11 protein-coding genes are annotated in these 12063 nt (G+C 65.8%); 5 read left to right on the top strand and 6 right to left on the bottom strand.

Going from position 1 to position 12063, the window contains the following annotated elements:
- Positions 1 to 32: 32 nt before the first annotated feature.
- The 4 genes from JQ617_RS05245 to JQ617_RS05260 are packed head-to-tail and all read left to right on the top strand — an operon-like array spanning position 33 to position 3772.
- The gene (locus tag JQ617_RS05245; RefSeq protein WP_212025971.1) at positions 33 to 956 is read left to right on the top strand and encodes an ABC transporter permease; all 924 of its coding nucleotides are present in this window, start codon (positions 33 to 35) and stop codon (positions 954 to 956) included.
- Positions 953 to 1774 (top strand): ABC transporter permease, encoded by an 822-nt coding sequence (locus JQ617_RS05250; RefSeq protein WP_063683191.1) that lies wholly within the window; start codon positions 953 to 955, stop codon positions 1772 to 1774. The genes JQ617_RS05245 and JQ617_RS05250 overlap by 4 nt, the downstream gene beginning before the upstream one ends.
- Complete coding sequence (locus JQ617_RS05255) at positions 1771 to 2751, top strand: ABC transporter ATP-binding protein (RefSeq protein WP_212024903.1); 981 nt, start codon at positions 1771 to 1773, stop codon at positions 2749 to 2751. The genes JQ617_RS05250 and JQ617_RS05255 overlap by 4 nt, the downstream gene beginning before the upstream one ends.
- Complete coding sequence (locus JQ617_RS05260; RefSeq protein ID WP_212024905.1) at positions 2744 to 3772, top strand: ABC transporter ATP-binding protein; 1029 nt, start codon at positions 2744 to 2746, stop codon at positions 3770 to 3772. Before JQ617_RS05255 ends, JQ617_RS05260 begins: the two co-directional genes overlap by 8 nt.
- 150 nt (positions 3773 to 3922) lie before the next feature.
- On the opposite strand, the gene JQ617_RS05265 is transcribed toward JQ617_RS05260, so the two are convergent.
- From JQ617_RS05265 to JQ617_RS05290, 6 genes are all read right to left on the bottom strand, one after another.
- Entirely contained in the window at positions 3923 to 4999 is a 1077-nt protein-coding gene (locus JQ617_RS05265; protein WP_212024907.1) for a serine hydrolase domain-containing protein, read from the bottom strand.
- A gap of 501 nt (positions 5000 to 5500) precedes the next feature.
- Positions 5501 to 6754, bottom strand: coding sequence for a threonine/serine exporter family protein (locus JQ617_RS05270; protein ID WP_212024909.1), 1254 nt, complete (start codon positions 6752 to 6754; stop codon positions 5501 to 5503).
- Positions 6755 to 7014: 260 nt separating this feature from the next.
- Positions 7015 to 8040: an ABC transporter permease gene (locus JQ617_RS05275; RefSeq protein ID WP_212024911.1), complete on the bottom strand. Its 1026-nt coding sequence runs from the start codon at positions 8038 to 8040 to the stop codon at positions 7015 to 7017.
- Positions 8041 to 8051: 11 nt separating this feature from the next.
- On the bottom strand, positions 8052 to 9554 hold the full coding sequence (locus tag JQ617_RS05280; RefSeq protein ID WP_212024913.1) for a sugar ABC transporter ATP-binding protein: 1503 nt from the start codon (positions 9552 to 9554) through the stop codon (positions 8052 to 8054).
- Positions 9555 to 9560: 6 nt separating this feature from the next.
- On the bottom strand, positions 9561 to 10583 hold the full coding sequence (locus tag JQ617_RS05285; RefSeq protein WP_063683197.1) for a sugar ABC transporter substrate-binding protein: 1023 nt from the start codon (positions 10581 to 10583) through the stop codon (positions 9561 to 9563).
- A 146-nt stretch (positions 10584 to 10729) separates the two neighbouring features.
- Positions 10730 to 11134, bottom strand: coding sequence for a globin (locus tag JQ617_RS05290; RefSeq protein WP_212024915.1), 405 nt, complete (start codon positions 11132 to 11134; stop codon positions 10730 to 10732).
- Positions 11135 to 11618: 484 nt separating this feature from the next.
- Between JQ617_RS05290 and JQ617_RS05295 the strand changes: the two genes are divergently transcribed.
- Complete coding sequence (locus JQ617_RS05295; RefSeq protein ID WP_212024917.1) at positions 11619 to 11993, top strand: DUF2946 domain-containing protein; 375 nt, start codon at positions 11619 to 11621, stop codon at positions 11991 to 11993.
- Positions 11994 to 12063 lie beyond the last annotated feature (70 nt).

The raw sequence follows: 12063 nt of genomic DNA on the forward strand, positions 1-12063 counted from the left end.
CAGGGCGATGGAGGGAGCGGGGAAAAGTGCCGATGCTCTCGTTCCTGATCCGCCGTCTGCTGCAGTCCATTCCGACCGTGCTTGCCGTCGTGCTGCTGGTGTTCGTGCTGTTCAGCGTCGTTCCCGGCAGCATCGTCTCCTCGATGAGCGACGATGCCGATCCGCAGGTCGAGCTGCGCATGAAGAAGCAGCTCGGCCTCGACGATCCCGTCTATGTCCGTTTCGGCAGCTATATCGCCAAGCTCGCAACCGGCGATTTCGGGACCTCGTTCCGGACCCGTGAACCGGTCATAACAATGATCGCCAAACGGGCCTGGCCGACGCTGCAGCTGATTTTCACGGCCATGGCGTTTGCAATTCTGGTCGGCGTGCCGCTTGGCTTCGTCGCAGCGCTGAGGCCCGGCGGCCTCGTCGATACGCTTGCCATGGTCGTGGCGGTATCGGGCCTGTCCATCGCCAAGTTCTGGCTCGGACTCGCGCTGATGTATCTGTTTGCGTTGAAGCTCGGCTGGCTGCCGAGCTTCGGCTACGGCGACGGCGGGCTGAAATACCTGCTGCTGCCGGCGGTGACACTCGGCGTCTCGCCGATGGCGCTGTTTGCCCGCACGACGCGCGCTGCCGTGCTCGAGATCATGACCGCCGATTTCGTCCGCACCGCGCGTTCCAAGGGCATGAGCGAGACGCGCGTCGTCAAATGGCACGTGATGCGCAACGCACTCGTCATCATTCTCACCACCGTCGGGCTGCAGTTCGGCGGGCTGATGGGGCAGGCGGTCGTGGTCGAGAAGCTGTTCTCGTGGCCCGGCATCGGCTCCCTGCTGGTCGACAGCGTCCTGCAACGCGACATTCCCGCCGTCCAGGGCTCCATTCTCGTGGTGGTGCTGGCCTTTCTCGCGATCAATCTGTTGATCGACGTGCTCTACGGCGTGATCGATCCCAGGATCAGGTACGCATGAAGCTTCGCGCCAATCTCATCATCGGCGGCGCGCTGTTCGCGCTCGCGATCCTGGTCGGGCTGCTCGCGCCCTGGCTGGCGCACACCGATCCCGTCCTCGACGCCAACCTGATGAACGCGGAGGAGCCGCCGAGCTGGACCTGGTGGTTCGGCACCGACGACCAGGGCCGCGACATCTATTCCCGCGTCGTCTATGGCGCCCGCGTCTCGCTGACGGTCGGCATCGTCTCGCAGCTCATCAACAGCGTCATCGGCGTGGCGCTGGGCCTCAGCGCCGGCTATTGGGGCGGCTGGTGGGACGATGTCGTCAACGCCCTGACCAACCTGATGCTCGCGATCCCCTCGCTGATCTTCGCGCTGGCCATCATGGCGGTGCTGGGACCCGGCCTGACCAGCCTCTTGATCGCGCTCGGGCTCACCAACTGGTCCTTCACCTGCCGGATCGCGCGGGCCTCGGCATTGTCGCTGAAGAGCCAGGGCTATGTGCAGGCGGCCACCGTGCTCGGCTATGGCGATGTGCGGATCATGATCACGCAGCTCCTGCCGAACATGCTGGGGCCGATCGTCGTCATCGGCACGCTCGGCATGGGCAGCGCAGTGCTGTCCGAAGCCGCGCTGTCGTTCCTGGGCCTCGGCGTCCGTCCGCCGTTCCCGAGCTGGGGCAGCATGCTGTCGGACGCCCGCGACCAGATCACGACGGCGCCATGGCTCTCAGTGTTTCCGGGCCTGGCCATCTTCCTGACGGTGCTCGGTCTCAACCTGCTCGGCGACGGCCTGCGCGACATCCTCGATCCCCAATCGCGGAGCCGGCGGACATGACGGGCGCGCCGCTGATCGAAGTCGAGGATCTGCGCATCGACCTGGACGATGGATCGCGGCGCGTTGCGGCGGCCGAAGACATTTCGTTCCGTATCGATCGCGGCGAGACCTTTGGACTCGTCGGCGAATCCGGTTGCGGCAAGAGCATCACGGCGCTTGCCTTGATCGGCCTGTTGCGGCCGCCTTTGTCGATCGGCGGCGGCGTCATCCGGTTCGAGGGCAAGGAAATCCAGCACCTGTCCGCGGCGCGGCAGCGCGACCTGCGCGGCAACCGCATCGCCATGATCTTCCAGGAGCCGATGACGGCGCTGAACCCGGTCTCGCCCGTGGGCCGGCAGATCGCCGAGATGTTCGTGCTGCACAAGGGCAAGAGCTGGCGGGAGGCCAACAAGCTCGCGGTCGAGGCTCTGGCGAGCGTGCGCGTGCCCGCGCCCGAACGGCGCGTCAACGATTATCCGCACCAGCTCTCCGGCGGCATGCGACAGCGCGTGATGATCGCCATCGCACTCGCCTGCGGCCCGGACCTCCTGATCGCCGACGAGCCGACCACCGCGCTCGACGTCACCGTGCAGGCTGAGATCATCGAGCTGATGCGCAATCTGTGCGCGGAGCGGGGCACGGCGATCCTGATGATCAGCCACGATCTTGGCCTCGTCGCCAATGTCTGCCGCCGCGTCGCGGTGATGTATGCCGGCCGCATCGTCGAGGAGCGCGGCTCGGCCGATATTTTCCGCGCGCCGTCGCACCCCTATACGCAGGGCCTCGTCGACTCCTTGCCGCGGCTGGGCAGCCGTGCCGCGCTCGGGCGGAGCAGGCTCAAGGAGATCGCGGGCGTGGTCCCGGCCATCACGAGCTTTCCGGGCGGCTGTCGGTTCAATCCGCGCTGCGCGCGGGCGACCGATATCTGCCGGACCGCCGCGCCGACGGCGGAGTGGCTGGAGGCGGGCGGTCTGGTGAGGTGTCATCACCATGCATGAACCACAGGGAAGACCGGCTGACGATTTGATCCTCAGCGTCGAGGATCTCGCGGTCCATTTTCCCCTGGGCGGTGGTCTGTTTGGCCGCGGCCGGCGGTTGCTCCGCGCCGTCGACGGCGTCGATCTCAGCTTGAAGCGCGGCGAATGCCTTGGCCTGGTCGGTGAGTCCGGCTCCGGCAAGTCCACGGTCGCGCTCTCGATCCTCGGCCTCCTGACGCCCACGCGTGGCCGCATCGTGCTGGACGGGCAGGTCGTGACGGACCGGCCATCCGTCGATCGCAAGGCGCTGGCTCGCACCGTGCAGATCGTGTTCCAGGATCCGTACGCCTCGCTCAACCCGCGCCAGACGGTGCGCCGCACGCTGGAGGATCCCCTGCGTGTGCACGGCGTGACCGCGAAAAGCGAGATCGAGGACCGCGTTGCGACGATGCTCAGGCATGTGGGATTGCGCCCCGAACAGGCCGACCGCTACCCCCATGAATTCTCCGGCGGCCAGCGCCAGCGCATCGGCATCGCGCGCGCGCTGATCCTCAATCCCAAAATCGTCATCTGCGACGAGCCGGTTTCGGCGCTCGACGTCTCGATCCGCGCCCAGATCATCAATCTGCTGCTGGAGCTGAAGGACACGCTCGGCCTGTCCTACATCATGATCAGCCACGACCTCGGCGTGGTCGAGCACATGAGCGACCGCGTCGCGGTGATGTATCTCGGCCGCATCGTCGAGAATGGCCACTGGCGTGAAATCTTCGAGCGTCCCGCGCACCCCTATACGCAAGCCCTGATCGCCGCGATCCCCGATCCCTTGCGCCACGCGCCGCTGGCGACGACCGGCGGCGATCTTCCCAACCCCCTCAATCCGCCAAACGGCTGCGCCTTCAGTCCAAGGTGTCGGCATGCGGAAGATGTGTGCCGCCACGAGCCGGGGCCGGTGCTGGAGACGCGGCCGGACGGGCATGCGGTGCGCTGCTGGCGGGCGGACGAGATTGCTGTGGCAAGCCTGGCCCCATCACCGTTACCCTGAGGCGGCGGCTTCTTCAGCGACCCTCGAAGGGCGACGGCCCGACTGGCACCTCGGGCGTTCATCCTTCGAGGCTCCGCTTGCGATGCCTTGCGCATCGCAAGCTCCGCGCCTCAGGATGCGGGGCTCAGCGTGGCATGTCGGGCGCTGTCCTCACTTCAACCCGGCCAGGACGATTTCGCGGATCACCCGGATCGGCGGCATCCATTGCTTCTCGTCGGCGTAATTTCCGCTGGCGATGGCGACCACGATGCCGAGGTCGGGCATCGCGAACAGGCGCTGGCCGCCATAGCCGAAGCCGCCGACCCAATGCGTGATCGGCCGGTTCGGCCGCTCGCCGTACTGCAGATCGCCGCTGTACCAGAAATAGCCGTATCGGCGCTGCTCGTCGCAGGGCACGTAAGGCTGGAACGATTTCGTGAGCCAGTCCGCTGAGACGATCTGGCGCCCGTCCCATTGCCCGCCGTTGAGGATCAATTGCCCGATGCGCGCGAGATCGCGCGGCGCCATGCGGAGGCCAGAGGCAGGCGCGGGCTGCCCATTGAAGCCCTTTGTCCACTCGGTCGGGCCGATCCCGAGGGGATCGAACAGGTTTGCACGTGCAAAATCCGGCAGCGACTGGCCGACGCCTTTCACCAGCAATTGTCCGATCAGCTCGGTGCCGGCCGCGCCGTAGATCCAGCGCACGCCGGGATCAGAGATGAAGGGCCGGCTGAAAATGTAGCGCAGGCGATCGGGCGCCTTCTCCATTCGGATTTCGCTGTTGTTCGGGTCCTGGTAGGGAATGTCCTCGTTCCAGTCGAGCCCCAGCGTCATGGTGAGCGCGTGCGCGACGGTCAGGCGCTGGAGGCGGGGATCGGTTGCGGCATCCGCGTAGTCGGAGAATTGCGCGACCAGCTTCTGGTCCGGCGCGGGCACCTTGCCTAGATCGAGCGCGATCCCGTAGAGCAGGCCCAAGATGCTCTTGGTGACCGAGCGCAGGTCGTGCAGCGTGTCGGGACCGAACGCGACACGGCCGCGAGGGGCGCCCCAGACTTCGTCCTCGCCGGTGAAATAGCGCTCGAGCACCAGCTTGCCCATGCGTGTGACGACAACGCCATGCAGGCCCCAGGCGCGCTTCTCCGCGATCAATTTGTCGAGTCGCTCGTCGAGGTCGGGTGCGAAGCCTGCATCGAGCGGGGCGATCGATTGCCACGCGAATGGAGCTGATGCGAGCGGGCTCGTCGTCATGAGAAGCGCTCCCGCTCCCATAAGGGCAGCACGACGATCGATGACAGCCATTCGGGGGGCTAGCTCCAGGGGACACGCGATCGGTGCCACGATGACACTCTACCCCTGTTTTGCCCGACGCCTCGCGATTTTTTTGGTGTGGTTGCGCTCATGCCATGGCGGGTTCGGCAGGCGGCCGAATTCTCTCACAGTTTCTACTGTGCATGGGGTTGTTTTCGCACTTTTTGTTTTGGAGCCTGAAAAGGACCGCCATGCCCGGGCTTGTCCCGCCTGCGCGGCCGAAGCCGCTTCGGCGAGGCGGAGGCCCGGGCATCCACGGTCTCATGTGCTGTGAAGCAAGGCGTGGATGGCCGGGACAAGCCCGGCCACGACGGCGTGCCGGTCTACTCCGCCGCCTTACGGGCATGCGGTGCGCTGCTGGCGGGCGGACGAGATTGCGGGGCAGGCGGCGGTGGCTTCCGTCTAGGGGCGATCCTCGCAGCGCGCCGGCCCCGGTCGTCCTCAGCTCCTCTGAACCGGATCGCGGCGAACATTGAGGTGGTTGATGACCACCTTCGGCACGATCAGGCCGAGGCTTATGCCCAGCATGATCGCGATGGCGGTCACACCATCGGCAATCGTGGCCCCGACCAGGGCGGATGTCGCTTGTGCCGTGTCGGCGATTTCCAGTAGCCCGCTCGCCATCCGGAAGAGGTAGACGCCGGGGATCATCGACACGACCGAGGCAAAGCTGATCGCGGCGAATGGCAAGTGGCGACGGCGTGCGATCGGGGTGAGTAGCAACCCGACCACGAGGCAGGCGACCAACGCGCCGGTCGCCGCGCCAAAACCCAGCTCCGAGATCGCGGCCCAGCGTGAGGCATGGGCGAGCATGCCGACGGCGATGGGCCAGGGCAGCATGGCGCTCGGAGTCGAGAAGAAGACGCTGTAACAGGCGACCGCGACGCCCGCTGCGATCACATCGAGCCAGAGCGGCACCGCCTGGCCCGGCGGGTCGATCGGGAGCGACTGATTGAGCAGCGTGAGCCCGAGCAGCAGCCCGGTCGAGATCGCGAAGACCACCAGGCCCGCATAGGTCAGGCGGGCCGCGCCCAGGTGAATGCGCGCTCTGAGGAGATCGAGCACGCCGTTGAGGATGTGCGGTCCCGGCACCAGCACCATGCATGGACACACCACGACCAGGCCGGGGGTGGTGCTGAGCTGGTAACGCGCCGCAACGCCGCCGACGATCCCGGCCAGCAGGGCTGCGCAAAACGGCTGGATGAAGACATTCGTGCTGATCCTTGCGATGAAGCGCCGAAGCAGCCCGCCGAGGCCGGCGCTCGCGAAGATCAACACTGCAGTCAGCCAGTGCTGCATGCCGAAAATGATCGCGAGCGCCACCGAGCCGCTTGCCGCGGCCAACGCGAACAGCCAGGTCGGCGACGGTGGCGTGGCGGCGATGGCCTCGATGCGGCTGTGCGCATCCGCGATCGACAATCGACCGGCCTCGATGTCCGCGATCGCATGCATGGTGGACGCGACGCGGCTCATGTCGATCCCGATCGGATCGGCCGGCTCGTCGGTGATTGATGTCACGCCGCCGGCTTCCGCGCGCAACCGCAGCTCGCCCCAGCGCGACATCAGCCGGGTATTGACGCCGAGCGTGCGTCCAAGCAGTCCGGTTGCGGCGACGACCTGATCGGTCGCCTGGCCGTTGACGAACAGCGTCCTCGCGAACGCCAGGATCAGCCCGGAGCTGTCTTGACTGGTCATGGTCTCATCTCTCGACGCCGTCTCCGGGAGCTGGACAACCGGCCAGGGAGGGCGGTTCTCGCGGTAGTCGGCACAGGTCGTCGTTGCCGCCGTATCAGTGGCGATTGTCCTCCATGGGCGGCAGCGCTGGCTTTCAGCTCCGAACGATAGCGAGCGGACCGGCGTGGAAGATGTCCGCATGGCCAGGCGGCCGTGAGGCGGCGGCCGACGCCGCTCCGCGCCGAATTCCCCAATGATTTGTAATGTGCGTGGGGTGGGGGCTACTCGACCGCCTTTTCCCTCAACCGCTGCGCATAGACGTTGATCACCAGCGCCGCCAGCAGGATCAGGCCGCGGATCAGGATCTTCAGGAAGCTGTCGATGTTGACGTGGTCGAGGCCGTTGTTGAGGACGCCGAGCACGAAGAGCCCGACGATGGTGTTGCCGATGCCGCCGCGGCCGCCGAACAGGCTGGTGCCGCCGACGACGACGGCGGCGATGGAGTCGAGGAGGTAGGTGTCGAACTCGTTCTGCTGCGCGCTGCCAAAATGGGCGACGCCCAGCATGCCGCCGATGCCGGAGCACACCGCCGAGATCACCATCACTGCACCGAGGATGAGCTTGACGTTGAGGCCGGCATATTCGGCCGCCTCGCGGTTGCCGCCGACCATGTAGACGTAGCGGCCGAAGCGCGTGTAGGTCAGCACGAGGTGTCCGCCGAGCAGCATGATGGCGGCGACGATGACGATCCAGGGGATGCCGCCGATCGATCCCGAGCCGAGCGTCGTGATCAGGCTGGGGACCTTGTAGGCGATCTGGCCGCGCACCAGCAGCGCCGAGATGCCGGCGGCGATCTGCATCATCGCCAGCGTCATGATGAAGGAGGGGATGCCGATCACGGTCAGTCCCAGCGCGTTGACGAGCCCGAGCAGGGCGCAGAGCAGGATCGACAGGATGATCGCAACCGCGCCGGGCAGGGGGATGTTGGCGATGTTGACGTAGGATTCCTGCAGCGTGAAATAGGCGACCGCGATGCCCGTGACATTGGCGATGCTGGCGATCGAGAGGTCGATCTCGGCGCACAGGATCACGAAGGTGAGGCCGACCGCGATGATGCCCGTCACCGACACCTGCGTCAGGATGTTGCCGAGATTGTCGAGCGTGGCGAAGGAGGGGCTGGCGAAAGCAAAGAAGCCGGAGAGGAAGATCAGCGTCAGGAACGGGGCGATGTTGCGCATCTGCGAGCGCAGGAAGGGCGCAAGGCCCCGTGCCCGCTGCCCCGCCGCCAAAGCCGTCTCGCTGCTCATGTGCTTCTCCGTCACGCCGCTTCCAGCAGGCGGTCCTTGCTGACCGGCTCGTTCCTGAACTCCCGCACCACCGCGCCGCGCTTGAGCACGAGGATGCGGTCGGCTAGCGACAGCACCGTTTCCGGCTCCGTCGACAGCACGATGATCGCGAGCCCTTTTGTGCGGAGGTCGCGGACGATGTTGATGACGTCGTTCTTGGCGCCGACATCCATGCCGCGGGTCGGCTCGCACAGCACGAGGAGCTTGGGGGGATAGGTCAGCCATTTGGCGAGGGCAACCTTCTGCTGGTTGCCGCCCGAGAGCATGCCGAGATCGAGGCCGACCACCGGCGGCCTGATCTGCAACTGCTCGACCTGGCGCTTGGCGATGTCGCGCTCCTGCGCCGGCTTCAGCAGCAGCGACGAGATGCGGTCCAAAATGCTGATCGAGATGTTCTTGTAGACCGGCTCCTGATGGAACAGCATGTCGCGCCGGCTCTCCGGCACCAGCGCCACGCCGGCGCGCCGCGCCGCCGCCGTGCTGGCGAAGGTTTTGGGCGTGCCGTCGACGAGGAGCGTGCCGCCGTCCGGCTTCAGCTTGCCGAACAGGATGCGGGACAATTCCTGCTGGCCACAGCCCATGAAGCCGTAGATGCCGAGCACCTCGCCGGCGCGCGCCTCGAAGGAGATGTCCTTGAGGCTGCGCGCGAGCGAGAGCTGGTCGACCTTCAGGACCACGGGGCTATCGCTCGGCTGCGGCAGCATCAGGTCGTCGGTGTAGCTGTGCTCGAGCGCCTCGCCGCCGCGGCCGATCATCGACTCGATCAGCGCGCCCTTGCTGGTCGCAGCGCTCGCGGTCTCCGCGACCTTCCGGCCGTTGCGGAACACGGTCACCGTGTCAGACACGCGCAGGATGTCCTCGATGAAATGCGAGATGAAGACGATGCTGGTGCCTTGCTCGCGCAGCCGCCGCAGCGTTGCGAACAGGCGCTCGACCTCGGGCGGGGAGAGCGCGGAGGTCGGCTCGTCCAGGATGACGATGCGCGCGCCGGAGAACAGCACGCGTGCGATCTCGATCAACTGCTGCAACCCGATCGGCAGGTCACCCAACCGCGACATCGGGTCGACGTCGATGCCGAAGCGGGCGAGCTGCTCGCCGGCCTCGCGCGCCATCCGTCGCCATTGCACCAAACCAAGAGCGTTGGTCGGCTGGTTGCCGAGGAAGACGTTCTCGGCGACGGTGAGGTCGGGGGCGACGGAGAGCTCCTGATGCACCATGGCGATGCCGGCCGCATGCGCGTCGCGCGCCGAGCGGAAATGCGTCTCGGTTCCGTCGATCAGGAAGCGGCCGGAGAATTCGGTGTGCACGCCGGCGATGATCTTCATCAGCGTGCTTTTCCCCGCGCCGTTCTCGCCGACGAGACCATGGATCTCGCCGGGATAGAGCGCGAAGTCGACACCACGAAGCGCTTCGACGCCGCCGAAGCTCTTCGTGATGCCCTGCAGTTCCAGGATGGGCGAACGCGTCTCAGGCATGAAAGATCAGATCAGGAAGTGATCCTGCATCCACTGCATCCCCGCGGCGTTCGCCTTGGTCACGACAGGGCCGTCGGTGACGACGTTCTTCGGGATTCCCTGTCCGCTCTTCTCGCCGCCGACCACGGCGGACACGCCCGCGATGATCGCACCGCCATGGATGCGACAGGACGGGTTGCGGACGGTCGCGTACATGCGGCCTTCGCTCACCGCCTGGATCGCCGGCGGCATGGCGTCGACGCCGCCGATCAGGATGTTGGTGCGGCCCCGCGCCTTCATGATGTTGGCGGCGGCGAGCGCCATGTCGTCATTGTGGAAGAACGCCGCGTCGATCTGCGGGTATTTCGTGAGGTAGGTTTCCCAGAGGCGCGCAGTCTTGGAGACGTCCCAGTCGGCCGGCTGGGTGTCGAGTACCTCGATGTTCGGGAACTGCTTGACGACGGTGTTGAAGCCCTTCGCGCGTCCTTGTGCGCCGGTGTGGCCGAGCGCGCCTTGCGTCATGATGATCTTGCCCTTGCCGCCCATGGCGTTGCACAGCGCCTGCGTTACCGAGGCGCCCATGAACTCGTTGTCGGGGGCGAGGAAGGAGTGGACGTTGATTTGATCGAGAGGAGCAATGAGTGTGTCCATGTCGATCACGGGCGTGCCGGCGTCGATCATCTTCTGCACGGGCTGGGTGAGGGTGCCGATGCCGAAGGCCTGGATCGCGACGAAATCCCATTTCTGCGAGGCCATGTTGTCGATCGCCGCGCGCTGCTTCACCGCGTCGAGCTGGCCGTCGAACCAGGTGACCTCGACGTTGAACAGCTTGCCCCAGAATTCCGCGGCCTGCTTGCCTTGCGCGCACCACGTCGCCTGAAGGCCCGCATTGGAGAAGGCCGCCTTCAGCGGTTTCTCGCTGCGTCCGACTTCGGCGGCCAATGCGGGGTTTATGCCCATGCTGCCGAACAGGGCAGCCCCGGCGCCGGCGGTCGCTGCCGCCTGAAGAAGATCGCGCCTCGTCGTCGAGAAATCTTTCGTCCCGGACATCGCTCGCTCCCATGTATTTTATCGTCGGCGCGTCATTGCTTGCGCGGCCGATGTCCGAAAGTCTCTCACAAGAGTTGTTCGCACTCAATCTGCAATCAGCGGCGTCGTGGCCGCGATGTCGCCGCAGCTTGGTGCAGCGCAAAGGATCAGGCGGGAATGCTGGCGTATGCGTCGATCTCGACGAGCAATCTGTCCCAGGCCAGTGCAGTGTCCGCCGACCAGTCGTCGCCGAGCAGGTCGCGCAGCGTGTCCCTGATGACAGCGAAGAAGGCGATGAACAGCTCGCGCGAGGTGCCATATGCATCGTGCGAGGCGACCTCGCAGGCGATCAGCCGGAAATGCCCGCGGCGCTCGCCCGCAAAGTCGAGAATCGCCTCGATGGTCAGGGCCAGCATCGAACCCATCACGAGCTCGCTGCCTTGCGCGCGGAACATCGTTCGCGTTTCGGGATGCGCTTCGAACAGGCGCCGGTAGACCAGCGGCGTGAGATCGGCGCAGCGCAGCGCCGCGATTTCGAAACTCTGTTCGATGCGATTGAGGGAAGGGCTCATCGGCTTTTCAGCCATGCGGACAAAAAAAGAGCGGGGCCCTGGCCCCGCTCAAAAATTGTGTCGACCCTATTATCCCCGATCTTAAGATTTGATCTTGATTGACGGGGCGACGCTGCGTTTTGCGCGCCAGGGGCTCCTCCCGAGACTTGGACCACCAGGCCTCGACCTCGCGGTCAGCGCCTGAGCAAGAGGGATGCTAGATCAACTTTTCTCACTTGTCATCATTTTCGGCAACGATTGTTCAAAATAACAGCAGCTGACGAAATGATCGGGCTGCGCCCCCCGTAAGCATATGACAAATATAAGAAATCTGTGGATACGCCGGGGCGGCCCGGCTGCCTCGAATGCCGGACGTCCGGTCGGCGTGGGTCGCCCGGACCACAGTTTTCGAGAAATTTGAGCCGGGCCAACCAGCCGGCGGAACTGGCCTCGACTCGGGTCCCGCCGAGGTGTTTAGTTCGTAGACGAACGAACGGTTCGGTGGATGCGCGCACGGCTGCAAAAATTCCTGCCTCTGGTCCTGCTCGCCCTGGCGATGCAGGTGCTGGCGCCGATTGCCGCCTGTCTGGCGGCAAGCCAGGCCGTTGCCGATCCGTTGTCGGCCGCCGTCATCTGTCACAGCCCGAGCGAGCAGGGTGGTCTGAACGACCGGACGGGAACACCGACCGCGCATGCGGGCGCGTGCGCGCTGTGTTGCCTGGCCCAGGCCAATGCCTCACTCGATTCGCCGCCGCACGTGGCGCTCGCCATTCCCTTCCGCCATGCCGAACGCGTGGTGTGGCATACGGCGGATGCCTCCGCGGTTTCTTCTCCCAGGGGCTCAAACGCCCAGGCGCGCGCGCCTCCTCAGCTTTCCTGACGACCCTCGTGATCGCCGCGGTCCGTCCGCTGGCGATTGATGCTGTCGAATGGCCGGAGAGAAAGCCGGC

Source organism: Bradyrhizobium sp. KB893862 SZCCT0404 (genome assembly GCF_018130885.1).
Lineage (GTDB): Bacteria > Pseudomonadota > Alphaproteobacteria > Rhizobiales > Xanthobacteraceae > Bradyrhizobium > Bradyrhizobium stylosanthis.

Bases quoted from the DNA above. Each gene is read 5' to 3' on its own strand.
- JQ617_RS05255 (WP_212024903.1), top strand. From the start codon at position 1,771: ATGACGGGCGCGCCGCTGATCGAAGTCGAGGATCTGCGCATCGACCTG.
- JQ617_RS05250 (WP_063683191.1), top strand. From the start codon at position 953: ATGAAGCTTCGCGCCAATCTCATCATCGGCGGCGCGCTGTTCGCGCTC.
- JQ617_RS05270 (WP_212024909.1), bottom strand. From the start codon at position 6,754: ATGACCAGTCAAGACAGCTCCGGGCTGATCCTGGCGTTCGCGAGGACG.
- JQ617_RS05285 (WP_063683197.1), bottom strand. From the start codon at position 10,583: ATGTCCGGGACGAAAGATTTCTCGACGACGAGGCGCGATCTTCTTCAG.
- JQ617_RS05260 (WP_212024905.1), top strand. From the start codon at position 2,744: ATGCATGAACCACAGGGAAGACCGGCTGACGATTTGATCCTCAGCGTC.
- JQ617_RS05265 (WP_212024907.1), bottom strand. From the start codon at position 4,999: ATGACGACGAGCCCGCTCGCATCAGCTCCATTCGCGTGGCAATCGATC.
- JQ617_RS05275 (WP_212024911.1), bottom strand. From the start codon at position 8,040: ATGAGCAGCGAGACGGCTTTGGCGGCGGGGCAGCGGGCACGGGGCCTT.
- JQ617_RS05245 (WP_212025971.1), top strand. From the start codon at position 33: ATGCTCTCGTTCCTGATCCGCCGTCTGCTGCAGTCCATTCCGACCGTG.
- JQ617_RS05290 (WP_212024915.1), bottom strand. From the start codon at position 11,134: ATGAGCCCTTCCCTCAATCGCATCGAACAGAGTTTCGAAATCGCGGCG.
- JQ617_RS05280 (WP_212024913.1), bottom strand. From the start codon at position 9,554: ATGCCTGAGACGCGTTCGCCCATCCTGGAACTGCAGGGCATCACGAAG.
- JQ617_RS05295 (WP_212024917.1), top strand. From the start codon at position 11,619: ATGCGCGCACGGCTGCAAAAATTCCTGCCTCTGGTCCTGCTCGCCCTG.